Genomic DNA, 26922 nt, shown 5'->3' on the forward strand with positions numbered 1-26922 from the left:
CGGGTGCCGCCAGCCTACGAGCGCGAGGCCTCGGAGGCGCCGTACGACCCGGTCCACGGCATGCCCCAGCGGTCGGCGATCTCGCGCACCTGCTCGGGGGCGATGAGCCGACGCTCGGCGCCCGCCGTGAGCACGGCGATGCGGCACGCCTCCTCGAGCTCGATCGCGGCGGTCACGGCGGTCGGGAGATCCTCCCCGGCGACGATCGCGCCGTGGTTCGCGAGCAGCGCGCCGCGGAACGGATGCGGGCAGTCGGCCACGAGCGCGCCGAGCGCCGCGTCGCCCGGCGCCGCGAACGGCAGCAGCGGCACCTGGCCGACGCGCATGAGCACGTAGGGCGTCAGCGGCGGGATCGCCGACTCGTCCGACCAGGGCGCGAGGCACGACAGCGCGACGGCGTACGGCGAGTGCACGTGCACGACGGCCGCGTGGCGTGCGTCGCGCGCGTACATGCCCAGGTGCAGCGGCACCTCCTTCGACGCCCGCGCGCCCTCGAGCAGGGTGCCGGCGGCGTCGAGCGTCGACAGCGAGGCCGCGTCGAGCGCGCCGAGGCTCGCCCCCGTGCCCGTCATGCGGATGCGGTCGCCGACCCGCACCGAGAGGTTGCCGGAGGAGCCGGGGGAGAGGCCGGCGTCGACGAGCGCTCGGCCGGCGTCGACGAGCGCGCGCGCGGCGTCGTCGAGCGGCGCTCGATCGGTGGATGCCGTGCTCATGCGAGGGCCTCCCACGCGGTCGAGAACAGGTCGGGTGCGCCGAAGTTGCCGCTCTTCAGCACGATGGCGACGTCGCGGCCCTCGGGCGTCGTGACGCCGCTCCAGCACACGCCGGGTGCGAGCTGCGGGCCGATGCGCAGCAACCCGACCTCGAGCGCCTGCACGACGGCGCCGCTCGTCTCGCCGCCTGCGACGACGACGCGGTCGACGTCGCCTGCACGCACGAGCCGGGCCACGAGGCCCGCGAGCACCTGCTCGACGGCGGCTGCGGCTGCGCCGCCGGCGTCGTCGCGCACGTCGGCGAGGTCGCCGACCGAGTAGACGACGGGCAGCGAGGCGGCGTCGAGCGAGCGCACCCATGCGGCGATGCGCTCGGCCTCGGCGTCGGCGTCGGCGAGCGCCGCGTCCACGTCGACGCGCAGCGTCGCGTGACCGGCGGCGACCGCGGCGGCCACCTGGCCGCGCGTCGCCTCGGATGCGGAGCCCGCGACGACGAGTCGTCCGCTCGTGGAGGTCGGCAGCGGGGTCGCGCCGTGACCGCCCGTGGCGTCGATGCCCGCGCCGAGCGCCGCCCCGCCGGAGAGCAGGCGCAGGTGCTCGGTCGCCTCGGCGATCGTGCGCACGTCGCCGTCGGTGACGGCGTCGACGACGAGGTAGCCGGGGCGTGCGGCGTCGATCGCGGCGCGCAGCGCATCCGCGCCCTCGCGCACGACGTCGAGGCCGATCTCGTCGACGGGCGTCGGCGTCTGCGGCTGCAGCAGGTCGCGCACGCGCGAACGCGTCATGGGGGTGAGCGGGTGGTGGCGCATGGGCGACTCCTCGAGCAGCGCACCGTGCACCCGCAGCTCGCCGCCCTCGACCGTGCGCCCGTTCGCGGGGAACGAGGGCACGACGACCGTGCGATCGACGCCGAGGCGATCGCGCACGGCGTCGAGCACCGGTCCGATGTTGCCCTCGTCGGTCGAGTCGAAGGTCGAGCAGTACTTCACGAAGACGCGGTCGGCGCCCCACCCGAGCACGCGCTCGAGGGCGGCGATGGAGTCTGCGACCGCCTCGGCGACGGGGGCGGTGCGCGACTTCAGGGCGACGACGACCGCGTCGAGATGCTCGAGCTCGGCGGCGTCGACCGGGCGGTCGGCGACGACGACGGCGGCGCGCATGCCGCGTGCCTGCAGCGTGGTCGCGAGGTCGGTCGCGCCCGTGAAGTCGTCTGCGACGGCTCCGATGTGCATGGGGCTCCAGGGGTCGGGGCGGCTCGGCCATCGGCCCATCGCCGGTGACGGCATCCACTCTACGTGATGATCTGTGACGATTGTTGACAGGATGTGAAACTGCGTTATGGTTGGCGTCGCTCGCCTCCCATGGCGATCGACCTCGACGACGAATCAGGAACGATGGTGATCCGAAGCATCGCGCCCCGGCGCAGCACGCCCATCCGCGTCGCCCTCACGGGTGCGAACGGCGGCTACGGTCGCACGCTGCTCGACCAGCTGCGCCGCCTGCCCGACATGGAGGCCGTGCAGCTCGTCGACCCCGACGTCGCCGGCGTCACGCGCATGCTCGCCGAGCTCGGCGTCGACGCCGATCGCGTCGCGACCCCCGCATCCACCGCCGAGACCGCAGCCGCCGTCGGCGAGGGCCGCCTCGCGCTCGTCGCAGACGGCGCCGCGATCGACCTCGACTCGATCGACGTGCTCGTCGAGGCGACGGGCCGCATCGAGGCCGGCCACGCCTACGCCGACGCGGCGCTCGAGCACGGCGTGCACGTCGTCATGGTCTCGAAGGAGATCGAGTCGGTCGCAGGCGTCGCGCTCGCCGCCAAGGCCCGGGCCAAGGGCCTCGCGTACCTGCCCGGCGACGGCGACCAGCCCGCCGACCTCCTGCGGCTCGTCGACTGGGTGCTCGCCTGCGGCTTCGAGATCGTCGCGCTCGGCAAGTCGAGCGAGTACGACCTGCGGTTCGACCCCGCGACGGGCGTCGTCGACCAGGCGGGCACGACGATCGACGCACCCGGCCTCGCCGAGCACCTGCGGCTGGGCGACGACGTGCGGGCGACCCTCGACGCGCGCGCCGCCCAGGTGGCGAGCCTGAAGCGCTCCGCCGCCGCCGACGCGTGCGAGATGAACGTCGTGTCGCTGTACACGGGCGCCGTCGCCGACATCGAGGGCATGCACTACCCCGTCGTGCGGCCCGACGAGCTCGCCGACGTCTACGCGACGCGCGACGCAGGCGGCCTCATCGAGCGCACGGGCGCCGTCGACGTCTTCTCGATGCTGCGCCTGCCGGGCGAGGCATCCTTCGCAGGCGGCGTCTTCGTCATCGTGCGCACGGGCGATCCCGTCACGTGGGAGACGCTGCGCGGCAAGGGACACGTCGTCTCGCGCTCGGGCGACTTCGCCGCCATCTACTGGCCGTACCACTACATGGGCATCGAGACGCCGCTCACGATCGCCGCAGCCGTCGACGGCACGGCGACGCTCCGCGAGCCGCGCCAGCACACGATCATGGCCGCGCGCTCGACGGATGCGCTCGCCGCGGGCACGACCTTCCGCGTCGAGGGCCACCACCACGAGATCGCCGGCGTCGCACCCGTGCTCGTCGCCCCCGACTCCGGAGCCATCGCGCCCTACTACCTGCTGTCCGGCGCGCGCCTCCTGCGCGACGTGCCCGCAGGCGAGCTCGTGTCGCTCGCCGACCTCGACGGCGTGCCAGCCGGTGCGCTCGAGGCCTACCGCACGGGCCTGGCGCTCGGCGCCTGACGCGTCGAGCCGCCGGCGCCGACGGCACGAGGCTCGACGCGTCGAGCGAGCGGCGCCAGCGGCACGACGCCGCACCACCACCCCCATCCCATCCCACCCCAGCACCGCACCGAGGAGATCGACGACGATGCACCTGCCACCCACCCCCGAGCGAGCCGCCGAGGCACGCGCATGATCGAGGTCATCGCCCTCCTCGTCCTCGTCGCGGTGTTCGCCATCTCGGCGATCCGCGGCGTCCACATGGGGGCGCTCGCGCTCGTCGCCGCGCTGCTCGTCGGCGTGCTCGTCGTCGGCGAGCCGCTCGACGACGTGCTCGGCGGCTTCCCCGTCGACGCGCTGCTCATCCTGCTCGGCATCACCTACCTGTTCGGCATCGCCCGCACGGTCGGCGCCGTCGACTGGCTCGTCGACCGCTCGGTGCGCCTCATCGGCGACCGCGTCGCGCTCATCCCGTGGGCCATGCTGCTCGTCGGCACGCTCGTCGCGTGCCTCGGCACGTCGCACGCGGCCTTCACGATCGTGCCGATCGCGATGTCGCTCGCGCACAAGCACCGCATCCACTCGACGATGATGGGCATCTTCATGTCGTCGGCGATCGTCGGCGGGGCGCTCGCCCCGACGAGCATCGTCGGCATCACGGTCATGACCGTCGCGAGCACCGCCGACATCGCGTACGACCCCGCGCTGATGTTCGGCCTCTCGATCGGCATCAACCTGCTCGTGTCGTCGGTCGCGTTCCTCATGTTCGGCGGCCGCGAGCTCATCGCGCGCGGCCGTGCCGCGAAGGCCGCCGCGGCCGAGGATGCGCCGCTCGGCTCGGGCGGTCGCACCGCCGTCGCGACCGCGACCCGCACCGAGACCGAGGCCCCCGTGCGGCTCAGCGGCTACGGCCTGCTCACCCTCATCGCGATCCCCGTGCTCATCGTCGGCTTCGCGACCGTCACGATGCTCGAGATCGACCTCAACCTCGGCGCCGTCGCCCTCACCCTCGCGGTGCTGCTCGCCCTCGTCGACCCGAAGGTCGGCAAGCGCGCGCTCGGGATGATCGACTGGAACACGATCCTGCTGCTCGGCGGCATCATCACCTACGTGGGCGTGCTCACGCGCCTCGGTGCGATCGACCAGCTCGGCGAGGTCGCGCGCTCGGTGAGCGTGCCGCTCATCGCCGCGTTCGTCATGTGCGTCATCGCGGCGCTCGTGTCGGCGTTCGCGTCGACGATCGGCATCATCGGCGCGCTCATCCCGCTCGCCGTGCCGCTGCTCGTGCCCGGTGGCGGCCTCGAGATGACGGGCTTCATCTACGCCCTCGCCATCTCGGCGTCGCTCGTCGACTGCGCGCCGTTCGGCACGACGGGTGCGACGATCGTCGCCTCCGGGCACGAGGACGACCGCCCGCGCCTGTACCGGCACCTCGCGACGTGGGGCCTGTCGATGGTCGTCATCGGCCCCGTCGTCACGCTCCTGCTGCTCGTCGTGCCCTTCCTCGGGCGCTAGCTCCCTGTGCAGCACATGCGGCGGCATCCCACCACGGGATGCCGCCGCATCGTCGTGCGGGGCTATCGTCATGCCATGGCAGGCGATGAGGCTCGGCTCGCGACGCTCGCCGACGCACGCGACGTCGCACGCCTGCTCCATGCGTTCAACACGGAGTTCGAGGCTCCGACGCCGCGCGCCGAGGTGCTCGCCGAGCGCCTCGCGACGCTGCTGCCGCGCGACGACGCGTTCGCGGTCGTCGCCGGCTCGCCGCCGAACGCCGTCGGCCTCGTCACGCTGCGCGTCAACGTGTGGTCGGGCACGGTGGCGCTGCTCGACGAGCTGTACGTCGAGCCGGATGCGCGCGGTGGCGGCATCGGCGCGAGCGTGCTCGCGCTCGTCGTCGAGGAGGCGACGCGACGCGGCGCGACCGAGCTCGAGGTCGAGGTCGACGAGCCCGACGTCGACGCGCAGCGCTTCTACGAGCGGCACGGCCTGCCGCTCGTCGACGCCGAGACGGGCGACCGCGCCTTCGTCATCCGTCGCACGCTCGGCTGACGCGCGCGGCCGACGAGCAGCAGCACGGGGCGTGGCGTGCGCTCGCTAGGGTCGTGTCGACGGTCGACGAGGGAGTGGCGATGGAGCGGACCAGGATCGGCGCGAGCGGCCTCGAGGTGTCGAGGGTGACGCTCGGCTGCATGAGCTTCGGAGAGCCGGACGTCGGCAACCACGGATGGACGCTGCCGGAGGAGGAGTCGCGCGGCTTCATCCGCCGCGCCCTCGAGCTGGGCTTCACGTCGTTCGACACGGCGAACTCGTACTCGGCCGGCCGCTCGGAGGAGATCGTCGGCCGCGCCCTCGCCGACTTCGCGACCCGCGAGGACGTCGTGATCGCGACGAAGGTCTTCTTCCCCATGCGCGAGGGCGTCAACGGTCGCGGCCTGTCGCGCGGCCACATCCTCGAGTCCACGCACGCGAGCCTGCGTCGCCTCGGCACCGACTACGTCGACCTGCTGCAGATCCACCGCTTCGACCCGACGGTGCCGATCGAGGAGACGCTGCAGACGCTCGACGACCTCGTGCGCTCGGGCAAGGTGCGCTACATCGGCGCCTCGTCGATGTGGGCCTGGCAGTTCGCGAAGCTGCAGCACACGGCGCAGCTGCACGGTTGGACCCGCTTCATCTCGATGCAGGCGCAGTACAACCTGCTCACGCGCGAGGACGAGCGGGAGATGTACCCGTTCTGCACCGACTCCGGCGTGGGGGCGCTGCCGTGGAGCCCGCTCGCGCGCGGCAAGCTCACCCGCCCGTGGGACGAGCAGTCGGCCCGCTTCGCGACCGACGCCCTCGCCCCGCGCCTCTACCAGCAGGCCGAGGACTCCGACCGGCGCATCGTGGATGCCGTGCTCGCCATCGCAGCCGAGCGCGAGGTGCGCCCCGCCCAGGTCGCGCTCGCCTGGGTGCTCGCGCAACCCGTCGTCTCGTCGCCCATCGTCGGCGCCACCCGCATGCAGCACCTCGACGACGCGGTCGCCGCAGCCGAGCTCGAGCTCACCGACGACGAGCTGCGCCGCCTCGAGGAGCACTACGTGCCGCACGCCATGGAGGGCTTCGTCTGATCGGATGCTGGACCGCCGGCCGGGGCGGGCGTAGCGTCCTCGCATGGCGAGGCTGCTGTACGGCATGATCACGTCGCTCGACGGCTTCGCCGTCGCCGACGAGGGCGACCTCGGGCGCGGCGCCGAGGACGAGGAGGTGCACACCTACGTCGGCGACCTCTTCCGCGACGTCGGCACCTACCTCTACGGCAGGCGCATGTACGAGACGATGGTCTTCTGGGAGACGGTGCACCTGCAGGCCGACGTGCCGCAGCACATCCTCGACTACGGCCGCGACTGGCGCGCGGCCGAGAAGGTCGTGTACTCGACGACGCTGCAGGAGGTCTCGAGCGAGCGCACCCGCGTCGAGCGGCGCTTCGATCCCGACGCGGTGCGAGCCCTCAAGGCGGCGTCCGCCGTCGACCTCACGATCGACGGGCCGACCCTCGCGGCGCAGGCCATCGACGCCGGGCTCGTCGACGAGATCCACGTCTTCATGACGTCGACGGCCGTCGGCGGCGGCACGCCCCTGCTGCCGCGCGGCAGGCGGCTCGACCTGAGGCTGCTCGAGCATCGCGCCTTCGACAGCGGCCTGGTGCACCTGCGGTACGCGACGCGCTGAGGAGGGCTCGACTCGGCTTCGGGGGACAGATCGCACGCGAGACGTCACGTTCGGCATCCGCTGCTCGTCGTCGTCTCGGAGGTATCTCGTGTCACGAACCATGACCATGTCCACCGACGCCGCGGACGTGCCGCGCGCCCCGCTCACCCCGGTCGCTGCACGCCGCATGGCGCAGATCGTCGACGCCGCCGCGCGGATCGTCGCCGAGCGGGGCGCCGAGCGCCTCACGACCGCGGCGATCGCGCAGGCCACGGGGCTCGCGATCGGCAGCGTCTACCGGTACTTCCCCGACCGCGTCGCCATCCTCGTCGAGCTCGGCCGTCGCAGCCGCGAGCGCCTCACCCGGCGCCTCGACGACGCCTTCCGCCTCGGGCAGCCCACGCTCGAGCAGACGATCGACGCGTTCGTCGACGCCGTCGCCCAGCACTACCGCGCCGAGCCCGGGGTGCGCTCCGTCGGCCTCGGCGACCGCATCGACCTCGGCGCCGACCGCGAGCGGTGCCACTGGTCGGAGATCGCCGCGCCCGTCGTCGACGCGCTCGTGCGCGACCACGCCGTGCCGCGCCCCGTCGCGACCGTCGCCCTCGAGACCACGGGCCCCATGGTCGACGCGCTCGTCGAGCTCGCCTTCCGCGCGAGCGCCACCGCGGAGCCCACCTTCCTGCAGCACGCACGCCTCGTCGCCCGGGGATCCATCCGCCGCAACGTCGGGTAGGCGCGTCGGCGCTGCGCGGGCGCTCGACCAGCCGTCGAGGCGATGCCCCTGCAGCCCCACCCGCAGACGACGGCGGGCCGAGGCACCAGCCTGGCCCGCCGCCGTCGTCGCTGCGCGAGTGCGCGAGCGTCAGCCCTGCGTCGTGCGGCGACGCGTCAGCAGCAGGCCGCCCGCGAGCAGCGCGAGCACCGCGGCGACGAGCATCGCCACCGAGCCCTCGGCACCCGTCTGCGGCAGCGAGCCGCCCGAGCCAGCCGAGCCGGCGCCCGGTGCGACGTCGTCTCCGGCGCCGCCGGTGGGCGCAGGCGACGAGGGCGCGGGCTCGGACGGCGTCGGCTCGCTCGGCTGCGGGTCGACCGGCGGGTCGGTCGGGATCGCCGACGCGTCGGTCGTGAGCGACCAGTTCTCGACGAAGAAGTCGGCCGGGGCGATCGTGCCGCGCTCGCTCGCCCAGTCGATGAGCAGCTGCCGGATCTCGAGGCGCTCGTCGTAGACGACGGGCGCCGCGGCGACGTGCGGGAAGCCACCGCCGCCGGACTGACGGTAGTTGTTCACCGCCATCACGAAGACGTCGTCGTCGGCGACGGGCGTGCCGTCGGGGTGCGCGAGGCCCACGATGCGCGATCCCACGGGCTGCGACACGTCGATGACGTAGTCGAGGCCCGTGATGGCGTCGTAGTTGTAGTCCGGCACGCCCTCGGGGCGGTCGGGGTAGGCGGCGTTCGTGCCCGTCTCGGGGTCGAACTCGGCGCCGACCTCGGTCTGCACGAAGTAGCGCGCGGAGTGCTCCATGTAGTCGCGCAGCTGCGCGCCGGTGAGCTCGACGCCCGTGAGGGTGTTCTCGTAGATGTAGAGGCCTGCGATGTCGCGGATCGTCACCTGCCCCTGCGGGAACTGCGCCGTGCGCGAGAACGGCGAGGCCTGCGCGATGACGGTCGTGTCGGCCCACTCGGTGCCGTCGAGCGCCGCCTCGACGGTGTCGAGCTGGATCTGGTTGATGAAGTCGATGATCGCGGTGTCCTCGTAGCGCGACGTGGCAGCGGGGAGCGCCTCGGTCGACTGCGCGACGGGGGTGTTCACGTAGTCGATCGCGGCCTGGTGCTCGTCGCCGATCGCGTCGAGCACCGCCTGCGACTCGGTCGCGATGTCGCGGCCGTAGTGGGGGGTGACGACGGGCGCGAAGCCCGCATCCCACGAGACCTCGAACCCGTCGGCCGTCGGCGCGAGCTCGAGCGTGACCTCGCTCACCGAGGTGCCCCAGTACGCGGGCTGCGTGATGAGCACCTGCTCGCCGGCGGCGTTCGTGACCACGGTCTGCGGCTCGTCGCGGTGGCTGTGGCCGGCGACGAGCACGTCGATGCCCGGCACCATGCGCGCGATGTTGCCCGCGACGTCCTCGGGCAGCACCGTCGGGTCGTAGGCGGCGTCGTCGATGGTGCCCTGGCCGGTGTGGGCGAGCACGACGACGACGTCGGACTCGGCGGCCACCTGCGGCACCCACTCCTGCGCGGCCGTCACCATGTCCTGGAACTCGAGCACGCCGTCGACGAACTGCCGATCCCACACGCGCACGCCGGGCGTGACGAGTCCGAGCACGCCGACGCGCACCGTCTGGCCGTCGATGACGCGCTCCACGACCTCGTAGGGCTTGTGGTACGGCTCGCCGGTGGCGACGTCGATGACGTTCGCCCCGAGCAGGGGAGCGTCGAGGTCCTCGTCGTAGGCGCGCAGCAGGTCGAGGCCGTAGTTGTACTCGTGGTTGCCGACGACCTGCACGTCGGTGCCGATGGCGTCGAACGCCTGCGCCATCGGGTGGTCGATCTCGCCCGCGAGCACCGACTCGCGCTCGTCGCCGTACCCGTAGAGGTAGGTGAAGGGCGTGCCCTGCAGCGCGTCGCCGTTGTCGACCACGACGACCGACTCCTCGCCCTGCTCGGCGCGCACCTCGTCGATCGCGGTGCCGATGCGGGCGAGGCCCAGCGCATCCTCCGCCTCGTACGGCGCGTTCCGGAAGTAGTCCCAGTCGGCGACGTGGCCGTGGACGTCGGTCGTCGCCATGACGGTGAGGGTGACGCCGCCGGGCGGCGGTGCCGCGGTGGCTGCCGCGGGGGCGGCGAGGAGGGCTGCGGTGGCGAGGGCCGCGGTGGCGGCCACGCGTCTGCGAGCGGGCATGGAGGGTTCCTCTCGGGTGGAAGGGAGGCCCACCGCGAGCGGCGCGCGGCGATGCTGCGACCGACGCGGGCGGGGTACCCCGAATCTACGCATCGCACATGACGAGTGGATGAACTCGCCGTGGATCGATCGGCTAGGCCTCGGATGCGGCGACCGCCGTGTGGGTCTGCATGCGCGCTCCCGTCTCGTCGAAGATGCTCAGCACCTCGACGGGACGCGAGCCGACGACCGTCATCATGTGCGGCACCGACGTGTCGAACTCCGCGGCCTCGCCGCGTGTGAGCACGATGTCGCGATCGCCGAGCACGAGGCGCAGCCGACCCGACAGCACGTACAGCCACTCGTAGCCATCGTGCACCCGCGGCTCGCCGCACTCGTGGCCGGGGAGGTACGTGACCTTGAGCGCCTGCACCTTCGACCGCTCGCGCGACAGCGGCGCGAGCACCATGCCGTCGCGGCGGACGACGGGGCGCTGGACCCGTGGGTCGGGCTGCTCGCGCGTCACGAGGTCGTCGATGCGGATGCCGAGCTCGGTCGTGAGGGGCAGCAGCAGCTCGAGCGATGCCTGCCGCTTGCCCGACTCGAGGCGCGACAGCGTGCTCGCCGACATGCGGGCGCGGCCCGCGAGGTCGTCGAGGGTCCAGCCGCGCGCCTGGCGCGCCGCGCGCAGCCGTGCGCCGACCTGGTCGAGCGCATCCATGCATCCTCCTGATCGTCGTCCACGAGCGCACTTGCCGTTTCTGCAAGCACACTTGCCATCTTGTCATGCTCGACCGCATGGTGGAGGCATGGAAGATCGCTACGACGCCCTCGTGCTCGGTGGTGGGGCCGCAGGCCTCTCCGCAGCCCTCATGCTCGGCCGCGCCCGACGCCGCACCCTGGTGCTCGACGCGGGCAGCCCCCGCAACCGCTTCGCCGCCCACATGCACGGCGTGCTCGGCCACGACGGCATCGACCCGGCCGAGCTCCTCGAGCGCGGCCGCGCCGAGATCGCCGCGTACGGCGTCGAGGTCCGCTCCGGCGACGCCGTGCGCATCGACCCCGCCGACGCGGACGCACCGCTCGGCGACCTCGTCGCGACCCTCGCCGACGGCGCGCGCATCCACGCTCGCGCGGTCGTGCTCGCGACGGGCGTCACCGACGCGCTGCCACCCATCCCGGGCCTCGCCGAGCGTTGGGGCGTCACCGTGCTGCACTGCCCCTACTGCCACGGCTGGGAGGTGCGCGATCGCACGATCGGCGTGCTCGCGACGAGCCCGGCGAGCCTGCACCAGGTCGAGCTGCTGCGGCAGTGGAGCGACGACGTCGTGGCCTTCGTGCACGCCGCGGGCGAGCTGCCGCAGGAGGCCCTGCAGCGCATCCGAGCCCGCGGCATCCGCGTCGTCGCCGCCGAGGTCGCCGAGGTCGTGGGCGCCGGCACGGCGATCGACCACGTGCGCACGGTCGACGGCGCCAAGCACCCCGTCGACGCGATCTTCACCGCCGCGACGCTCGTGCCGCACGACGCCGCGGTCGCGCACCTCGGCCTCGCGCGCTCCGAGGGCCCGGCGGGCAGCGTGCTCGCCGTCGACGCCATGGGCATGACGAGCCACCCGCGCATCCTCGCCGCCGGCAACGTCGTCGTGCCGTTCGGCAACGTGCCGCTCGCGATGGGTGCGGGGTCGATGGCGGGCGGCGGGGCCAACGCCATGCTCGTCGGCGTCGACGCGGCCGAGGCGCTCGCGGTGCAGGCGCGCGACGCCGAGCCGCGGCCGGACGTCGCGCCCGCCGCCTACTGGGAGGAGCGCTACGCCGCCAGGCGCCACTGGTCGGGCCACGCGAACGCCGCGCTCGTCGACGTCGTCGGCCCGCTCGAGCCGGGGCGGGCCGTCGACCTCGGATGCGGCGAGGGCGGCGACGTCGTGTGGCTCGCCCAGCAGGGGTGGCACGTGACGGGCGTCGACATCGCGCCGACCGCCGTCGCCCGCGCGCGCCAGGCGGCCGAGCGCGCCGGCGTCGCGGACCGCGTCGACGCCGTCGCCGCCGACCTCGCCACCTGGGAGCCGGGCGGCGAGATCGACCTCGTGACGGCGAGCTTCCTGCAGTCGCCCGTGCTCCTCGATCGCGGCGCCATCGTGCGCGCGCAGGCGGCGCACGTCGCCGTGGGCGGTCGCGTGCTCGTCGTCGCGCACGCGGCCACGCCGTCGTGGGCGCCCGCCTCCATGCACGCGGGCCACCACGCGCTGCCGAGCCCGCAGGAGATCGTCGACGAGCTCGCGCTCGGCGCCGCATGGGCCGTCGACGTCGCCGAGGTGCGCACGCGCGCCGTCACAGCGCCCGACGGCTCCGACGCGACGCTCGACGACGCGGTCGTGCTGCTGCGGCGCATCGCCTGACGCGCTGGCGCGTCGCCCCGGCGAGGTGCCCTGCGACGAGCGACGGGCCCGCATCCTCGAGAGGATGCGGGCCCGTCGTGCGAGCGGTTCGGCTCAGAGAGCGCGGATGTTCGTCGCCTGCAGGCCGCGCTGGCCCTGCTCGGTGTCGAACTCGACGGCCTGGCCGTCGTACAGGTCGCGACGGCCGGAGCCCTCGATCGCGCTGAAGTGCGCGAAGACGTCGGCGGTGCCGTCGTCGGGAGCGATGAAGCCGAAGCCCTTCTCGGAGCTGAACCACTTGACAGTGCCAGTAGCCATGTCATTTTCCTTCGTTCGTGGTCGGCGGGTGCCGACCGGGTGTCGCAGCGATGCATGTTCGATGCGGTTCCGTCGCACGGGACGTGCGACGAGTCGATGGGCGATGCCACGGGGGCTGATCGCGGGATGGGCGGATGGTCGGGCGTCGCAGAGTCTGCAGCGACAGCCATCGACGCTGCCGGACGACGCCGGCGAAATGGCCCTCGAGCGGACCCAAGAAGCCGGGCCCGTGCACCCAGCCTAGGGGTGGAAGGGCCCGAATGGGAACGACGCGCGCGATCCGAGTGCGAGCGCGTGTCAGCGCAGGCCCACCGCGGCGGCGCTCACGCGCCACGTCGCGTCGACGAGCGCGGGGTCGTGCGTGCGCCGCGCGGCGCGTCCGAGCCTGCGCTGGTCGTAGTAGGCGCCGTCCGTCCACGCGACGCCCGGCACCCAGTCGGCGCCCGGCGATCCGGCGGCCAGCAGCGCGAGCGTCTCGCCCGCGTGCTCGTCGCTCGTCAGCAGCCGACGCAGCGCACCTCGGTACAGCAGCCGCAGCGCGCTCGTCGAGCCGGAGCCGAACGAGGTCGCGACGACGCCGGGATGCAGCGACACGGCCTGCAGCCCCGGCAGATGCGACGAGACGCCACGAGCGAACAGCACGTTCGCGAGCTTCGCGGCGCCGTACGCCCGGGCCGGGGTGTGACCGCGTCGCATCGTCGGGTCGCCGACGCCGAACGGTCCCGAGCGCACGCTCGCCCAGTGGTGCGCGGCGCTCGCGGTCTGCACGACGAGGCCATCGCCCGCGCGCAGCGCGTCCGAGAGCAGGTGCGTCAGCAGGAACGGTGCGAGGTGGTTGACCTGCATCGTCGCCTCGTTGCCGTCGACCGTGAGCGTGCGGCGTCCGAGGATGCCGCCCGCGTTGCTCACGAGCACGTCGAGCTCGCCGCCGGTGGCGTCGAGCACGTCGGCCGCCAGCGCGCGGACGTCGTCGAGGCGTGCGAGATCGGCGACGAACGCCCGACCGCCGACCGCGGAGGCGACGGATGCGGTGCGCTCGGGGGAGCGGCCGGCGACGAGCACGCGGTGCCCGGCGTCGGCGAGGCGTCGCGCGGCGACGGCGCCGATGCCGTCGGACGCGCCGGTGACGAGGATGGTGCGGCTCATGCGCCGAAGGCTCGCACATCCGCGTCGTCGTCGCCCGCGTCGCCGGGGGTGCTGGACGAGCCGGGCTCGAAGCGGTATCCCATGCCCGCCTCGGTGAGCAGATGCCGCGGATGCGCGGGGTCGGGCTCGAGCTTCTTGCGCAGCTGCGAGACGTAGAGGCGCAGGTATCCCGTGTCGCGCACGGCGCTCGTGCCCCACACCTCCTCGAGCAGCGCCTGCCTCGTGACGAGTCGCGAGGGGCTGCGCAGCAGCAGGCCGAGCATCTGCCATTCGGTGGGGGTGAGCCGCACGGGCTCGCCTGCGCGCGTCACCGTGCGGGCCGCGAGGTCGACGCGCACGTCGGCGAACCCCACGACCCGGTCGGCCTCCCGCGCGGGGATGCGGCGCGTGAGCGCCCGGATGCGGGCGAGCAGCTCGTCGATCTGGAACGGCTTCGTCACGTAGTCGTCGGCGCCGGCGTCGAGCGCCTCGACCTTGTCGGCCGCGCCCGTGCGTCCGGAGACGACGAGGATGGGCGTCGCCGACCAGCCGCGGATGGCTGCGATGACCTCGACGCCGTCGAGGTGCGGCATGCCGAGGTCGAGCATGACGAGGTCGGGATGCGCGTCGATCGCGACGCGCACGGCCTCGGCGCCGTCGCCGGCCGTGACGACGTCGTAGCCCTTCGCGCCGAGGGTGATGCGCAGCGCGCGCAGCAGCTGCGGGTCGTCGTCGGCGATGAGGATCCTCATGCGCGCACCTCCTCGTCGTCCGATGCGTCGTCGTCGGACGACGCGGCGCCGGCGGCCGCGCCGAGCGTCACGACCATCGTGAGGCCTCCGCCCGGGGTGTCCTCGGCCTCGAGCGTGCCGCCCATCCCCTCCACGAAGCCGCGCGAGAGCGCGAGGCCGAGCCCGAGCCCGGCGGTGTTGTCGGTGTCGCCGAGGCGCTGGAAGGGCACGAACACGTCGTCGCGGCGCTCGGGCGGGATGCCGGGGCCGTGGTCGACGACCCGCAGCTCGACCTGGCCTGCGAACGCGCTCGTCGCGATGCGCACGCGCGTGCCCGCCGGGGCGTGCCGCTGCGCGTTCGCGACGAGGTTCACGACGACGCGCTGCAGCAGCACGGCGTCGGCGACGACGAGCGTGCCCTCGGCGTCGAGGTCGAGCTCGACGTCGTCCGGGCCGAGCCGCAGCTCCTCGAGCGCGGGGAGCACCGCGTCGGCCGGGTCGGTGGGCGCGGCGGACACCGCGAGGACGCCGGCCTGCACGCGGGAGACGTCGAGCAGGTCGGTGACGAGCGTCGTGAGGGCGTCGAGCGACTCCTCGGCGGTCTCGAGCAGCTCGGCGCGGTCGTCGTCGGTCAGGCGTGCGCCCGCGGCGCGCAGCCCGCCGACGGCTGCACCCGCCGCTGCGAGCGGACGTCGCAGATCGTGGGAGAGCGCGGCGAGCAGGGCCGTGCGCACCTTGTCGGTCGCGGCGAGCGGTGCCACCTCGCTCGCGGTCTCGACGAGGTCGTCGCGCTCGAGCGCGGCCTCGACCTGCGCGACGATGACGGCCAGCAGTCGCCGCTCGCTCGCGTCGAGGTCGCGCCCGTGCAGCGCGAGCGCCGCCGCCGCCGTCACGTCGACGCGCGTCGCGACGCCCGTGCGCGCGCCCGAGGTCGCCACGACCTCGCCGTCGTCGACGAGGGCGACGCCGTCGAGCCCGAACGCCTCCCGCGTGCGGTCGACGAGCGCCTGCACGGCACCCGTGCCGCGCAGCACCGACCCGGCGACGGTCGCGAGCAGCTCGGCCTCCGCTGCTGCCCTGCGCGCCGCACGCGTCTGCCGCGCTGCGCGGTCGACGACGATGCTGACGAGCACGGCGATCACGACGTAGAGGGCGAGCGCGGCGGCGTGCGTGAGGTCGTCGACCGCGATCGAGAACAGCGGCTGCACGAAGAGCACGTCGAGCACGAGGCCGCTCATCACGGCGGCGAACACCGCCGGCCACAGGCCGCCTGCGAGCGCGACGACGACGACGAGCAGCTGGAACGCCAGCACGTCGGTCGTGATCGACTCGGCGCTGCGCACGCTCCACAGCGCCCACGTGAGCAGCGGGCCGACGCCGAGCGCGAGCGCGAAGCCCGCGAGGCGACGCCGCATCGACAGCGCGCCGCCCAGGCGAGGCAGCCGCGCTCGCGATCCACCCGCTGCCGCGTCGTGCGTCACGACGTGCACGTCGATCGACCCGGCCTTCGCGATGACGGTCTGCCCGATGCCCGGACCCGTGAGCGCCGACTGCAGTCGGCCGCGACGCGACGCGCCGATGACGAGCTGCGTCGCGTTGACGGCCCGCGCGAAGCCGACGAGCGCCTCCGGCACGTCGTCGCCCACGACCTGGTGGAAGGTGCCGCCGAGCTGCTCGACGAGCGCGCGCTGCCGCGCGAGCGCCTCGGGATCGCCCGAGCGCAGCCCGTCCTGCGTCGTCACGTGCACCGCGAGCAGCTCGCCACCCGACGACCGTGCGGCGATGCGCGCGCCTCGCCGCAGCAGCGTCTCGCCCTCGCGTCCGCCCGTCAGGGTCACCACGACGCGCTCGCGCGCCTCCCACGACGCGTCGATGCCGTGCTGCGCGCGGTAGCGCTGCAGCGCCTGGTCGACCTCGTCGGCGAGCCACAGCAGCGCGAGCTCGCGCAGCGCCGTGAGGTTGCCGAGCCGGAAGTAGTTCGACAGCGCGGCGTCGATGCGCTCGGCCGGGTACACGCGTCCGCCTGCGAGGCGGTCGCGCAGCGCCTGCGGCGACAGGTCGACGACCTCGACGGTGTCGGCGGCGCGCAGCACGTCGTCGGGGATGGTCTCGCGCTGCACGATGCCCGTGATGCGCTGCACGACGTCGTGCAGCGACTCGATGTGCTGGATGTTGACGGTGGAGATGACGTCGATGCCGGCGTCGAGCAGCGCGTGCACGTCCTGCCAGCGCTTCTCGTGGCGGGAGCCGGTCGCGTTCGTGTGCGCGAGCTCGTCGACGAGCGCGACGTCCGGCCGCCGCGCGAGCACGGCATCGAGGTCCATCTCGGTCAGTCGCATGCCGCGGTGCTCGCGCTCGGCGCGCGGCACGACCTCGAGCCCATCGGCCATCGCCGCCGTCGCAGCGCGGCCGTGGGTCTCGACGAGCGCCACGACGACGTCGAGGCCCTCGAGCCCGAGCCGTCGCCCCTCCTCGAGCATCGCGTACGTCTTGCCGACGCCGGGGGCAGCGCCCAGCAGCACGCGCAGCCGCCCTCGTGCCATCAGCCCTCCAGCTCGTCGAGCGCCAGGTTCAGCTCGAGCACGTTCACCGTAGCCTCGCCGACGAAGCCGGCGAGCGGCGCGCTCGTGTGGACCTCCACGAGATCCGCGACGGCGGCGGCGTCGAGGCCGCGCTCGTCGGCGACGCGGTCGACCTGGATGGCGGCGTAGGCGGGGGAGATGTGCGGGTCGAGGCCCGAGCCGGACGCCGTGACGGCGTCGGCGGGCACGTCCTCGGGCGCGACGCCCTCGAGCTCGGCGACCTGCGCGATGCGCTCGGCGACGGCGGCGACGAGGTCCGGATGCTCGGGGCCGTGGTTCGAGCCGGCCGACGCGGCGCCGTCGTACCCGTCGCCCGCCGCCGACGGTCGCGACTGGAAGTACTCGCGCAGCGGTGCGCCGTCGGCGTCGACGAACGCCTGGCCGACGAGCGCGGAGCCGACGACCTCGCCGTCGGCGTCGCGCACGAGCGAGCCGTTCGCCTGCGACGGCATGGCGAGCTGGCCGACGGCCGTGACGACGCCCGTGTAGGCGATGCCGGCGAGCACGGTGAAGACGGCGACGGCGCGGACCGACACCCACAGGGTGCGGAGGGTGGATCGGGTTGCGGACACGGTGGGCTCCTCGGTTCCGGGGCGTGCGGTGGATGCGGTGGACGCGGTGGGTCAGAACCCGGGGATGTGGCGCACGACGAGGTCGATGAGCCAGATGCCGGCGAACGGGGCGACGAGGCCGCCGACGCCGTAGACGAGGAGGTTCCTCGACAGCAGGCGCGACGCCGCGACGGGGCGGTAGCGCACGCCCTTCAGGGCGAGCGGGATGAGCAGCACGATGACGACGGCGTTGAAGATGACGGCCGAGAGCACCGCCGACGCCGGCGAGTGCAGGCCCATGACGTTCAGCACCTGCAGCCCCGGGTAGACGCCCGCGAACATGGCGGGGATGATCGCGAAGTACTTCGCGACGTCGTTCGCGATGGAGAAGGTCGTGAGCGCGCCGCGCGTGATGAGCAGCTGCTTGCCGATCCGCACGACGTCGATGAGCTTCGTCGGGTCGGAGTCGAGGTCGACCATGTTGCCGGCCTCCTTCGCCGCCGACGTGCCCGAGTGCATCGCGACGCCGACGTCGGCCTGCGCGAGCGCCGGCGCGTCGTTCGTGCCGTCGCCCGTCATCGCGACGAGGTTGCCGCCCTCCTGCTCCCTGCGGATGAGGGCGAGCTTGTCCTCGGGGGTCGCCTCGGCGAGGTGGTCGTCGACCCCGGCCTCCCTCGCGATCGCGGCGGCGGTGCGCGGGTTGTCGCCCGTGATCATGACGGTGCGGATGCCCATGGCGCGCAGCTCGGCGAAGCGCTCGGCGATGCCGGCCTTCACGACGTCCTTCAGGTGCACGACGCCGAGGGCGTGCGCGGGGCCGTCGACGGGTGCGACGGCGACGACGAGCGGCGTGCCGCCCGACGAGGAGATCGCGTCGGTCGCGGCCTCGAGCTCGCGCGCCGTCGCCTCCGACAGCCCGGCGCCCTCGGCGAGGAGCCACGCGCGCACCGCCGACACGGCGCCCTTGCGGATGCGCCTGCCGCCGGTCTCGTCGAGGCCCGACATGCGCGTCTCCGCCGTGAAGGGCACGACCTGCGCCCCGGGGGAGGCCGTGGCGCCCTCGTCGATCGCGACCCCCGCCGTGCGCGCGAGCTCGACGATCGACTGCCCCTCGGGCGTGGGGTCGGCGAGCGACGACAGCGCTGCGACGCGCAGCAGCTCGTCGCGGTCGACGCCCGCGAGCGGCACGACGTCGGATGCGCGGCGGTTGCCGTACGTGATGGTGCCCGTCTTGTCGAGCAGCAGCGTCGTGACGTCGCCGGCAGCCTCCACCGCGCGTCCCGACATCGCGAGCACGCCCCGCTGCACGAGGCGATCCATGCCCGCGATGCCGATCGCGCTCAGCAGCGCGCCGATCGTGGTGGGGATGAGGCACACGAGCAGCGCGACGAGCACCGACAGCGCCACGGGGCTCGCGGCGTACGAGGCGATCGGGTTGAGCGTGAGGGTCACGAGCACGAACACGATCGACAGCGACGCGAGGAGGATGTCGAGCGCGATCTCGTTCGGCGTCTTCTGCCTCGCCGCGCCCTCGACGAGCGAGATCATGCGGTCGACGAACGTCTCGCCCGGCTTCGCCGTGATCCGCACGACGATGCGATCCGACAGCACGCGCGTGCCACCGGTGACGGCGCTGCGGTCGCCGCCGGACTCGCGGATGACGGGCGCGGACTCGCCGGTGATCGCCGACTCGTCGACCGATGCGACGCCGTGCACGACGTCGCCGTCGCCCGGCACGGGCTCGCCGGCCGTGACGACGACGTGGTCGCCGAGCCGCAGCTCGCTCGAGGGGACATCCACGATGGTCGCGCGCTCCGCCCCTGCGTCGCCCGCGGCGTCGTAGACCTCGACGCGTCGAGCGACCGTGCTCGTGCGGGTGGCGCGCAGCGTGTCGGCCTGCGCCTTGCCGCGACCCTCGGCGATGGCCTCCGCGAGGTTCGCGAACAGCACCGTCAGCCACAGCCAGGCGGCGATGATCGCCGTGAACGCCGCGGGCACGGGCGTGCCGCCCGACGTGCCGGGGCCGCCCACGAACGGCTCGGCGACCGCGAGCACCGTCGTGAGCACGGCGCCCGCCCACACGATGAGCATGACGGGGTTGTGCCACAGGTGGCGCGGGTCGAGCCTGCGGACGGCGCCGGGGAGCGCCTGGCGCACCTGCGCCCACGACAGGCCGGGACGCGCCGGGGTGCGCTCCTGCGGGGTCGACGCCTCAGGCGACTCGGATGCGGGTGCGACGACGGTCATGCGACCAGCCCTTCTGCGAGCGGACCGAGCGCGAGCACCGGGAGGTACGTGAGCGCGGACACGAGGACGATGACGCCGGTCGTGAGGCCGACGAAGAGGGGGGTGTGGGTGGGCAGCGTGCCCGCGGTGCTGGGCACGCGGTCCTGCCTGGCGAACGAGCCCGCGAGCGCGAGCACGAGGATGATGGGGAGGAAGCGGCCGAGCAGGATCACGACGCCGAGGGCCGCGTTCAGCCAGTCGGTGTTCGCCGTGAGGCCCGCGAAGGCCGAGCCGTTGTTGTTCGCCGCCGACGTGAAGGCGTAGAGCACCTCCGTGAGCCCATGCACGCCGGGGTTCCAGATCGACGTCGACTCGACGTCGGCGCGCACGGCGGGGATGGCGAACGACAGCGCCGTGCCGCCGAGCACGAGCGTCGGCGTCACGAGGATCGACAGGGCCGCCAGCTGCATCTCGCGCGCCGTGATGCGCTTCCCGAGGTACTCGGGCGTGCGGCCCACGAGCAGGCCGGCGACGAACACGGCGATGATCGAGAGCACGAGGATGCCGTACAGGCCGGCGCCGACGCCGCCGGGCGCGACCTCGCCGAGCATCATCGCGAGGAGCGGCATCATGCCGCCGAGCGCCGTCCACGAGTCGTGCATCGAGTTCACGGCACCCGTCGAGGTCCCCGTCGACACGATGCCGAAGAGCACCGACCCGTCGACGCCGAAGCGCACCTCCTTGCCCTCCATCGCAGCGCCGGCGAGCTGCGTCGCCGTGCCGCCCGCCGCGGTCTCGAACGCCATCGCGGCCGCCCAGAGGGCGAGCAGCAGCACGAGCATGATCGCGACGATCGCGAGGCCCTGGCGCCGATCGCCGACCATGGTGCCGAGCATGCGCGGCATCGCGGAGGGGATCGCGAGCATGAGCAGGATCTGCAGCAGGCTCGTCCACCCCGCGGGGTTCTCGAGCGGATGCGCGGCGTTCGCGTTGAAGAAGCCACCGCCGTTCGTGCCGAGCAGGCGGATCGACTCCTGCGAGGCGACGGGCCCGCCCGGCAGCAGCTGCGGGAGCCCCGCGAGGGTCTGCACCTGCTGGAAGCCGGCCAGGTCCTGCACGACGCCGGCCGCGAGCAGCACGAGCGCGCCGAGCAGCGAGATGGGCAGGAGCACCCGGATGGTGCCGCGCGTGAGGTCCACCCACACGTTGCCGATGGTGCCCGCGCCGCGTGCGACGAGGCCGCGCACGAGCGCGACGGCCACGGCCATGCCGATCGCCGCCGACACGAAGTTCTGCACGACGAGCCCGGCCGACTGCACGGCGTAGCCCACCGTCGCCTCGGGCACGTACGACTGCCAGTTCGTGTTGCCGACGAACGACGCCGCCGTGTTGAACGACAGCAGCTCGGGCACGGCGGGCAGGCCGAGCGCGTACGGCAGCACGGGCTGCAGGCGCTGCAGCAGGTACAGGGCGAGCACGCCCACGAGCGAGAAGGCGAGCACGGCGCGGGCGTACGCCTGCCACGTCTGCTCGGCACGGGGGTCGACGCCCATGAGGCGGTACAGGCCGCGCTCGATCCGCAGGTCGCGCGTCGACGTGTACGTGCGGGCGAGGTGGTCGCCGAGGGGGCGGTGCACGAGCGCGAGCACGACGAGCACCACGGCGAGGCTCGCGCCGCCGGTCAGCCAGGCGGAGGCGGTCGCATCCATCAGAACCGCTCCGGGCGCACGAGCGCGACGAGCAGCATGCCGACGGCGGCGAGCGCGAGCGCGGCGGCGACGATCTCGAGCACGATCACAGGCGCTCGACCGCCTTCACGACGAGCCCGAGCAGGGCGAACAGCGCGAGCACGCTCGCGACGACGATGATGTCGAGCATCTTGGGGCACTCCTGTGGCGGTGCGTGACGCACCCGGGACGGGGTGCGGGTGCCGAGCGGCGCCGCATGCGATCCAACGCCTCCCGCATCCCGCGGCCGGCGATCCTCACGGAACCCTCACGGCCGCCCGCGCATCCCTCACGACCCCCGTGCGACGCTGGTGTCAAGGTGGCGACGGCGCCGGATGCGCGGGCGTAGCGTCCAGCGCGAGAGGAGTCGACGATGAGCGACGAGCACGTGGAGGGCACCGAGCACGACCGCGACCGCGAGGCCGAGGGCGTGACGACCGGCGGCCATCAGGACCGCGCCGCGCAGTGGGTGCGCGACGACGGTGCGGGCACGCAGGACGACCCGGGTCCGCAGGACACCGCCGACCAGTGGGCGGGCAGCGGTCCCGAGCGCACCGAGGACGCAGCGGAGCAGTGGACCGGCGACCGCGCCGAGGGTGGCGCGCAGGACACCGCACCGCAGTGGTACGAGGAGGGGCACGGCCGCGGCGACGCGGCCGAGCGCTAGCACGATCGACCTTCCCCCGTCCCATCGCTGCCGCTAGCGTGGCAGCGATGGGACACCTCACCTATGCCGGCGCGACCGAGTACCAGATCGAGGATCGGATGCTCGCCCACCTGAAGGCCGTCATCGCGTCGAAGCTGCGCCGCCAGGAGTCCTTCCTCGTGTCGTGGACGGTCGAGCCCGACTCGGGCTCCGGCCGCGTGAGCCTGTGGATGTCGCCGTCGGTGCCGCTCGAATTCCGCTTCGCGGGCTCGCGGCCTCCGCAGCTGAACGCCGTGTGGCTCGAGGTGCTCGCCGAGATGGCGAACACCGCGCGCGGGCTCGTGCTCGTCGGCGAGGGCGAGGCGGAGGCCATCCACCGCGGCGAGACCCCGCCGGAGCGCTGACCCGGTCCCGGCATCCCACCTGCCGGTCGAGGAGGCCGCGCCCGAAGGGCGCAGCCGTCGCGAGACCCGTCGCACGACCGCGACGTCGAGCCGAGGCACGATCCGCGGAGCCCGCGACGCGCGCTCCTCGACCAGCAGTGGTGGCGCTCCAGCGCGGGGCCGCATCCCACCTGCCGGTCGAGGAGGCCGCCTCCGAAGGGCGCAGCCGTCGCGAGACCCGCGGGCGACCGCGGCGCGGACCCGCTCCCTCGCCCCACGCCGTCCGCAGGACGCCGACGTAGGCTGGCCGCACCGCCACTGCGAAGGAGCAGCCATGACCGACACGATCGTCGCCGGATACGCCCGCACCCCGTTCGCCCGCTACCTCGGGCAGCTCGCATCCACCCCGTCGACCACCCTCGGAGGGCACGCGGGCGCCGCGGCGCTCGCGAAGGCGGGCGTGTCGCCGGAGGCCGTGCAGACGGTGATCGTCGGGCAGGTGCTCCCGGCGGCGGTCGGCCAGAATCCGCCGCGGCAGGCGGCCGTCGCCGCTGGCGTGCCCATGACCGTGCCCGCGCTCGGCATCAACGCCGTGTGCCTGTCGGGTGCGGAGGCGGTCGTCGCCGCGCATCGGCTCATCCAGCTCGGCGAGGCCGACGTCGTCCTCGCGATCGGTCAGGAGTCCATGTCGCTCGCGCCGCATGCGGCGCCCATGCGCACCGGGCAGCGCTACGGCGCGCTCGAGCTCGTCGACACCATGGAGCACGACGGCCTCACCGACGCGTTCGAGCGTCGATCGATGGGCGCGTCGACCGAGTCGTTCAACGGGCCCCTCGGCGTCACGCGCGAGGAGCAGGATGCGTTCGCCGCCTCCTCGCACCAGCGGCTCGCCGCGGCGCAGGACGCCGGGCTCCTCGACGACGAGATCGTGCCGATCGAGGTGCGTAGGGGCCGCGAGACGGTGCTCGTCGCCGCCGACGACGGCGGACGCCGAGACACGACCGCCGAGTCGCTCGCGGGCCTCCGCCCCGCGTTCGACCGCGAGCACGGCACCATCACGGCCGGCAACGCGTCGCAGATCACCGACGGCGCCGCGGCCGTCGTGCTCGTCTCCGACCGGTACGCCGCCGAGCACGGCATCGCCGGGCTCGCGCGGGTGCGCGCGACGGGCCTCGTCGCCGGCCCCGACGTCTCGCTGCACGCGCAGCCCTCGAACGCCATCCTGCAGGCCCTCGGCCGCATGGGCGCGAGCGCCTCCGACCTCGTGGCCGTCGAGATCAACGAGGCGTTCGCGGCGGTCGGCATCGTCTCGACGCGCGAGCTGGGCATCGACCCGGCGATCGTCAACGCGCACGGCGGCGCCATCGCGCTCGGCCACCCCATCGGCGCCTCGGGCGCGCGCATCGTCGGGCACCTCGCGCGGAGGCTGCAGCAGGCCGGGGCGGGCTCGCTCGGCGCCGTCGGCATCTGCGGCGGTGGCGGCCAGGGCACCGCCGTCGTGCTCGAGGCGCTCTAGGCAGGAATGGGGGAGGAGGGGCGCACGTTGGCTCCAGACGTGCGCCTCTCGATCCTCGACCTCGCCCCCATCAGCAGGAAGGAGTCGGTCGCCGACTCCCTCCACGGCAGCGTGCTGCTCGCGCAGGCCGCCGAGCGGCACGGCTTCGCACGCGTCTGGTACGCCGAGCACCACAACATGCCGACGATCGCCTCGAGCGCGACGGCCGTGCTCATCGCGCACGTCGCCGCGCACACGTCGACGATCCGGCTCGGCTCGGGCGGCATCATGCTGCCCAACCACTCGCCGCTCGTGATCGCCGAGCAGTTCGGCACCCTCGCGACGCTGCACCCGGGGCGCATCGACCTCGGGCTGGGCCGCGCGCCGGGCACCGACCAGCGCACGCTGCAGGCGCTGCGCCGCGACCCGCGCGTCGCCGACTCGTTCCCGCACGACGTGCGCGAGCTGCAGGGCTACCTGTCGGGCGCGTCGATCGTCGAGGGCGTGCAGGCCGTGCCGGGATCCGGCACCGACGTGCCGCTCACCATCCTCGGCTCGAGCCTGTTCGGCGCCGAGCTCGCCGCGGCCTACGGCCTGCCGTACGCGTTCGCGTCGCACTTCGCACCCGACCTGCTGCTGCAGGCGGTGCGCGCGTACCGCGAGGGCTTCCGCCCGTCCGCGCAGCTCGCCGAGCCCCACGTCATCGCCGCCTTCAACGCCACGGTCGCTCCCACGCGCGAGGAGGCTGCCGAGATGGACGCCGTCGTGCGCCGCTCGCGCATCCGCGCATTCCTGCTGCGGGGCGCGGCGGCGGCGGAGTCGCTGTCGGACGCCGACCTCGACGTGCTCGCCGAGTCGCCGCAGGGCAGGCAGGTGCTCGCGATGATGCGTCGCTCGGTCGTGGGCACGGGCGAGGATGCCGTCGCAGCGTTCGAGGCGTTCGCCGAGGAGGCGTCGGCCGACGAGGTCATGCTCGCCGTGCACGGCACGAGCGCCGCCGAGCGCGTGCGCGCCCTCGACCTCATCGCCGCGGCGCGCGTGCCCGCGGCGCAGCCCGCCTAGCGCGACGGCGCGGCGCCTACGCCCACACGCCGCTCGACCCTCGGCGGTGGCTGCCGACGAGGTGCGTGTCGACGATGCCCACCGCCTCCATCAGGGCGTGCATCGTCGTGGGTCCGACGTGGGCGAACCCCGCCGCGCGCAGCGCCTTGGCGAGCGCGATCGACTCGGGGCTCGACGTCGGCACCTCGGCGAGCGTCGCGGGTGCGGGCGTCTCGCTCGGCTGGAACGACCACACGAGCGCTGCGAGGCCTCCGGCGTCGCGCAGCGCGATCGTCGCGCGGGCGTTGCCGATCGTGGCGTCGACCTTGCGCCGGTTGCGCACGATGCCCGCGTCGCCCATGAGGCGCGCGACGTCGTCGTCGTCGAACGTCGCGACGACGTCGGGGTCGAAGCCCGCGAACGCGGCGCGGAACGCGGGGCGCTTCGCGAGGATGGTGCGCCACGACAGCCCCGACTGGAACGCCTCGAGCGAGAGCCGCTCGTAGAGGCCGCGCTCGTCGCGTACCGGCATGCCCCACTCGACGTCGTAGTAGTCGCGCAGCAGCGCGTCGTGCGAGGCCCATGCGGGGCGCGCGAGCCCGTCGTCGCCCACGACCAGATCCGCCATGCGACCGAGCCTAGGGTGGACGGGTGACGCAGGTGATCGAGTGAGGGCGGCGCCCCGCGCCACCGCCGAGCGGCAGGCGTGGCGGCAGGGCCTGTCGGTGGCGATCGCGACCGCCGCGTACGGCGTCTCGTTCGGCGCGCTGTCGGTGGCGAGCGGCCTCGACGTGCTGCAGACGTGCGCGCTGAGCCTGCTGATGTTCTCGGGCGGCTCGCAGTTCGCGCTCGTCGGGGTCGTCGCGGGCGGCGGCGCACCCGTCACGGCCATCGCCTCCGCGGCCGTGCTCGGCGTCCGCAACGCGCTGTACGGCCTCAGCGTGCGGCCGTGGCTCGGCACGCGCGGCCCCATGACGCTGCTCGCGGCGCATCTGACGATCGACGAGTCGACCGCCGTGGGCCTCGCGCAGGGCGACGAGCGCGCGCGCCGCGTCGGCTTCTGGGTCACGGGCGTCGGCGTCTTCGTCGGCTGGAACGGCACGACGCTCGTGGGCGCGCTCGTGGGCGACGTGCTGGGCGACGCGCGGCTGTGGGGCCTCGACGCCGCGGCCGCCGCGGCGTTCGTGGGGCTGCTGTGGCCGCGCCTGCGGACTCGGCAGGCCGCCGCGGTCGCGGTGGCGAGCGCCGTCGTCGCCGCGGCGCTCGTGCCCGCGCTGCCCGCGGGCGTGCCCGTGCTCGTCGCCGTCGTCGTCGCGATCGTCGTCGGCTGGACGAACTGGCTCGGCCGGCGCGACGAGCCGGGGGAGGAGCGCGCGTGACGACCTGGCACGTCATCCTGCTCGCGTCGATCCTCGTCGCGGGCACGAAGCTGCTCGGCCACCTCGTCCCGCCGGGTCCGCTCGAGGCGCCGCGGCCGCGCCGCATCCTCGAGCTCGTCACGGTGTCGCTGCTCGCGGCGCTCGTCGCGGTGCAGACGCTCGCCGACGGCGCCTCCCTGGTGCTCGACGCTCGCGTGCCGGCCGTGCTGCTCGCCGTCGTGCTGTACCGGCTGCGGGTGCCCTTCCTCGTCGTGGTGCTCGCAGCGGCGGCGACCGCGGCGCTGCTGCGCAGGCTCGCGGGCTGGGCGTGAG

General features: G+C 74.0%; 26 protein-coding genes. 13 read left to right on the plus strand and 13 right to left on the minus strand.

The genetic code is table 11. The features are described from left to right. Positions 1 to 14: 14 nt before the first annotated feature. Both ACFQPP_RS04470 and otnK read right to left on the minus strand, forming a co-directional pair. Positions 15 to 713 (minus strand): class II aldolase/adducin family protein, encoded by a 699-nt coding sequence (locus tag ACFQPP_RS04470; RefSeq protein ID WP_376915351.1) that lies wholly within the window; start codon positions 711 to 713, stop codon positions 15 to 17. Continuing rightward, a complete protein-coding gene (otnK, locus tag ACFQPP_RS04475) occupies positions 710 to 1945 on the minus strand; it encodes a 3-oxo-tetronate kinase (RefSeq protein ID WP_376915352.1) in 1236 nt (411 codons plus the stop codon). Before otnK ends, ACFQPP_RS04470 begins: the two co-directional genes overlap by 4 nt. A 165-nt stretch (positions 1946 to 2110) precedes the next feature. Here otnK and ACFQPP_RS04480 point away from each other — a divergent pair, with 165 nt between their 5' ends. The 6 genes from ACFQPP_RS04480 (at position 2111) to ACFQPP_RS04505 (ending at position 7880) form a co-directional block, all read left to right on the plus strand. Beyond that, positions 2111 to 3472, plus strand: a complete 1362-nt coding sequence (locus tag ACFQPP_RS04480; protein ID WP_376915353.1) for a homoserine dehydrogenase — start codon at positions 2111 to 2113, stop codon at positions 3470 to 3472. Positions 3473 to 3643: 171 nt separating this feature from the next. After that, positions 3644 to 4966 (plus strand): SLC13 family permease, encoded by a 1323-nt coding sequence (locus ACFQPP_RS04485; RefSeq protein ID WP_376915354.1) that lies wholly within the window; start codon positions 3644 to 3646, stop codon positions 4964 to 4966. 75 nt (positions 4967 to 5041) lie between these two features. Continuing rightward, positions 5042 to 5503 carry a GNAT family N-acetyltransferase gene (locus ACFQPP_RS04490; RefSeq protein ID WP_376915355.1) on the plus strand — a complete coding sequence of 154 codons (462 nt, stop codon included), beginning with the start codon at positions 5042 to 5044 and terminating at the stop codon, positions 5501 to 5503. An 80-nt stretch (positions 5504 to 5583) separates the two neighbouring features. Then, positions 5584 to 6564 carry an aldo/keto reductase gene (locus tag ACFQPP_RS04495; protein ID WP_376915356.1) on the plus strand — a complete coding sequence of 327 codons (981 nt, stop codon included), beginning with the start codon at positions 5584 to 5586 and terminating at the stop codon, positions 6562 to 6564. 43 nt (positions 6565 to 6607) lie between these two features. Further along, entirely contained in the window at positions 6608 to 7165 is a 558-nt protein-coding gene (locus ACFQPP_RS04500; protein WP_376915357.1) for a dihydrofolate reductase family protein, read from the plus strand. A 106-nt stretch (positions 7166 to 7271) separates the two neighbouring features. Continuing rightward, a complete protein-coding gene (locus ACFQPP_RS04505) occupies positions 7272 to 7880 on the plus strand; it encodes a TetR/AcrR family transcriptional regulator (RefSeq protein ID WP_376915358.1) in 609 nt (202 codons plus the stop codon). Positions 7881 to 8009: 129 nt separating this feature from the next. Here the strand turns inward: ACFQPP_RS04505 and ACFQPP_RS04510 are convergent, their stop codons facing one another. Then, positions 8010 to 10052, minus strand: a complete 2043-nt coding sequence (locus ACFQPP_RS04510; protein WP_376915359.1) for a bifunctional metallophosphatase/5'-nucleotidase — start codon at positions 10050 to 10052, stop codon at positions 8010 to 8012. Positions 10053 to 10185: 133 nt separating this feature from the next. Continuing rightward, positions 10186 to 10752 carry a helix-turn-helix domain-containing protein gene (locus tag ACFQPP_RS04515; RefSeq protein WP_376915360.1) on the minus strand — a complete coding sequence of 189 codons (567 nt, stop codon included), beginning with the start codon at positions 10750 to 10752 and terminating at the stop codon, positions 10186 to 10188. Positions 10753 to 10840: 88 nt separating this feature from the next. Between ACFQPP_RS04515 and ACFQPP_RS04520 the strand changes: the two genes are divergently transcribed. Beyond that, complete coding sequence (locus ACFQPP_RS04520) at positions 10841 to 12427, plus strand: FAD-dependent oxidoreductase (protein WP_376915361.1); 1587 nt, start codon at positions 10841 to 10843, stop codon at positions 12425 to 12427. Positions 12428 to 12520: 93 nt separating this feature from the next. On the opposite strand, the gene ACFQPP_RS04525 is transcribed toward ACFQPP_RS04520, so the two are convergent. The 8 genes from ACFQPP_RS04525 to ACFQPP_RS04560 all read right to left on the minus strand — a co-directional run bounded on the left by ACFQPP_RS04525 (position 12521) and on the right by ACFQPP_RS04560 (position 21737). After that, positions 12521 to 12724, minus strand: coding sequence for a cold-shock protein (locus ACFQPP_RS04525; RefSeq protein WP_376915362.1), 204 nt, complete (start codon positions 12722 to 12724; stop codon positions 12521 to 12523). 297 nt (positions 12725 to 13021) lie between these two features. Then, positions 13022 to 13870 (minus strand): SDR family NAD(P)-dependent oxidoreductase, encoded by an 849-nt coding sequence (locus tag ACFQPP_RS04530; RefSeq protein ID WP_376915363.1) that lies wholly within the window; start codon positions 13868 to 13870, stop codon positions 13022 to 13024. Further along, positions 13867 to 14601 (minus strand): response regulator, encoded by a 735-nt coding sequence (locus tag ACFQPP_RS04535; RefSeq protein ID WP_376915364.1) that lies wholly within the window; start codon positions 14599 to 14601, stop codon positions 13867 to 13869. Before ACFQPP_RS04535 ends, ACFQPP_RS04530 begins: the two co-directional genes overlap by 4 nt. Then, the gene (locus ACFQPP_RS04540; protein WP_376915365.1) at positions 14598 to 17123 is read right to left on the minus strand and encodes an ATP-binding protein; all 2526 of its coding nucleotides are present in this window, start codon (positions 17121 to 17123) and stop codon (positions 14598 to 14600) included. The genes ACFQPP_RS04535 and ACFQPP_RS04540 overlap by 4 nt, the downstream gene beginning before the upstream one ends. After that, positions 17123 to 17734 carry a potassium-transporting ATPase subunit KdpC gene (gene kdpC, locus ACFQPP_RS04545; RefSeq protein ID WP_376915366.1) on the minus strand — a complete coding sequence of 204 codons (612 nt, stop codon included), beginning with the start codon at positions 17732 to 17734 and terminating at the stop codon, positions 17123 to 17125. Before kdpC ends, ACFQPP_RS04540 begins: the two co-directional genes overlap by 1 nt. 51 nt (positions 17735 to 17785) lie before the next feature. Continuing rightward, entirely contained in the window at positions 17786 to 19960 is a 2175-nt protein-coding gene (kdpB, locus tag ACFQPP_RS04550) for a potassium-transporting ATPase subunit KdpB (RefSeq protein ID WP_376915367.1), read from the minus strand. Then, on the minus strand, positions 19957 to 21648 hold the full coding sequence (gene kdpA / locus ACFQPP_RS04555) for a potassium-transporting ATPase subunit KdpA (protein WP_376915368.1): 1692 nt from the start codon (positions 21646 to 21648) through the stop codon (positions 19957 to 19959). The genes kdpB and kdpA overlap by 4 nt, the downstream gene beginning before the upstream one ends. Then, complete coding sequence (locus ACFQPP_RS04560; protein WP_376915369.1) at positions 21648 to 21737, minus strand: potassium-transporting ATPase subunit F; 90 nt, start codon at positions 21735 to 21737, stop codon at positions 21648 to 21650. The genes kdpA and ACFQPP_RS04560 overlap by 1 nt, the downstream gene beginning before the upstream one ends. Positions 21738 to 22039: 302 nt before the next feature. Between ACFQPP_RS04560 and ACFQPP_RS04565 the strand changes: the two genes are divergently transcribed. The 4 genes from ACFQPP_RS04565 to ACFQPP_RS04580 all read left to right on the plus strand — a co-directional run bounded on the left by ACFQPP_RS04565 (position 22040) and on the right by ACFQPP_RS04580 (position 25252). Next, complete coding sequence (locus tag ACFQPP_RS04565; RefSeq protein ID WP_376915370.1) at positions 22040 to 22333, plus strand: hypothetical protein; 294 nt, start codon at positions 22040 to 22042, stop codon at positions 22331 to 22333. Between the two features lie 47 nt (positions 22334 to 22380). Continuing rightward, positions 22381 to 22716 (plus strand): hypothetical protein, encoded by a 336-nt coding sequence (locus ACFQPP_RS04570; protein ID WP_376915371.1) that lies wholly within the window; start codon positions 22381 to 22383, stop codon positions 22714 to 22716. Positions 22717 to 23029: 313 nt separating this feature from the next. Further along, on the plus strand, positions 23030 to 24211 hold the full coding sequence (locus tag ACFQPP_RS04575) for an acetyl-CoA C-acyltransferase (protein ID WP_376915372.1): 1182 nt from the start codon (positions 23030 to 23032) through the stop codon (positions 24209 to 24211). Positions 24212 to 24217: 6 nt separating this feature from the next. Beyond that, complete coding sequence (locus ACFQPP_RS04580; RefSeq protein ID WP_376915373.1) at positions 24218 to 25252, plus strand: LLM class flavin-dependent oxidoreductase; 1035 nt, start codon at positions 24218 to 24220, stop codon at positions 25250 to 25252. Between the two features lie 16 nt (positions 25253 to 25268). Here the strand turns inward: ACFQPP_RS04580 and ACFQPP_RS04585 are convergent, their stop codons facing one another. After that, positions 25269 to 25859, minus strand: coding sequence for a DNA-3-methyladenine glycosylase I (locus ACFQPP_RS04585; RefSeq protein ID WP_376915374.1), 591 nt, complete (start codon positions 25857 to 25859; stop codon positions 25269 to 25271). Here ACFQPP_RS04585 and ACFQPP_RS04590 point away from each other — a divergent pair. Together ACFQPP_RS04590 and ACFQPP_RS04595 are read left to right on the plus strand one after the other, a co-directional pair. After that, on the plus strand, positions 25858 to 26610 hold the full coding sequence (locus ACFQPP_RS04590) for an AzlC family ABC transporter permease (protein ID WP_376915375.1): 753 nt from the start codon (positions 25858 to 25860) through the stop codon (positions 26608 to 26610). The two genes, ACFQPP_RS04585 and ACFQPP_RS04590, sit on opposite strands and share 2 nt — an antisense overlap. Continuing rightward, positions 26607 to 26921 (plus strand): AzlD domain-containing protein, encoded by a 315-nt coding sequence (locus ACFQPP_RS04595; protein ID WP_376915376.1) that lies wholly within the window; start codon positions 26607 to 26609, stop codon positions 26919 to 26921. Before ACFQPP_RS04590 ends, ACFQPP_RS04595 begins: the two co-directional genes overlap by 4 nt. The last annotated feature ends 1 nt before the right edge of the window (position 26922 follow it).

Source organism: Agrococcus sp. GCM10030265 (assembly GCF_042666675.1).
GTDB lineage: Bacteria > Actinomycetota > Actinomycetes > Actinomycetales > Microbacteriaceae > Agrococcus.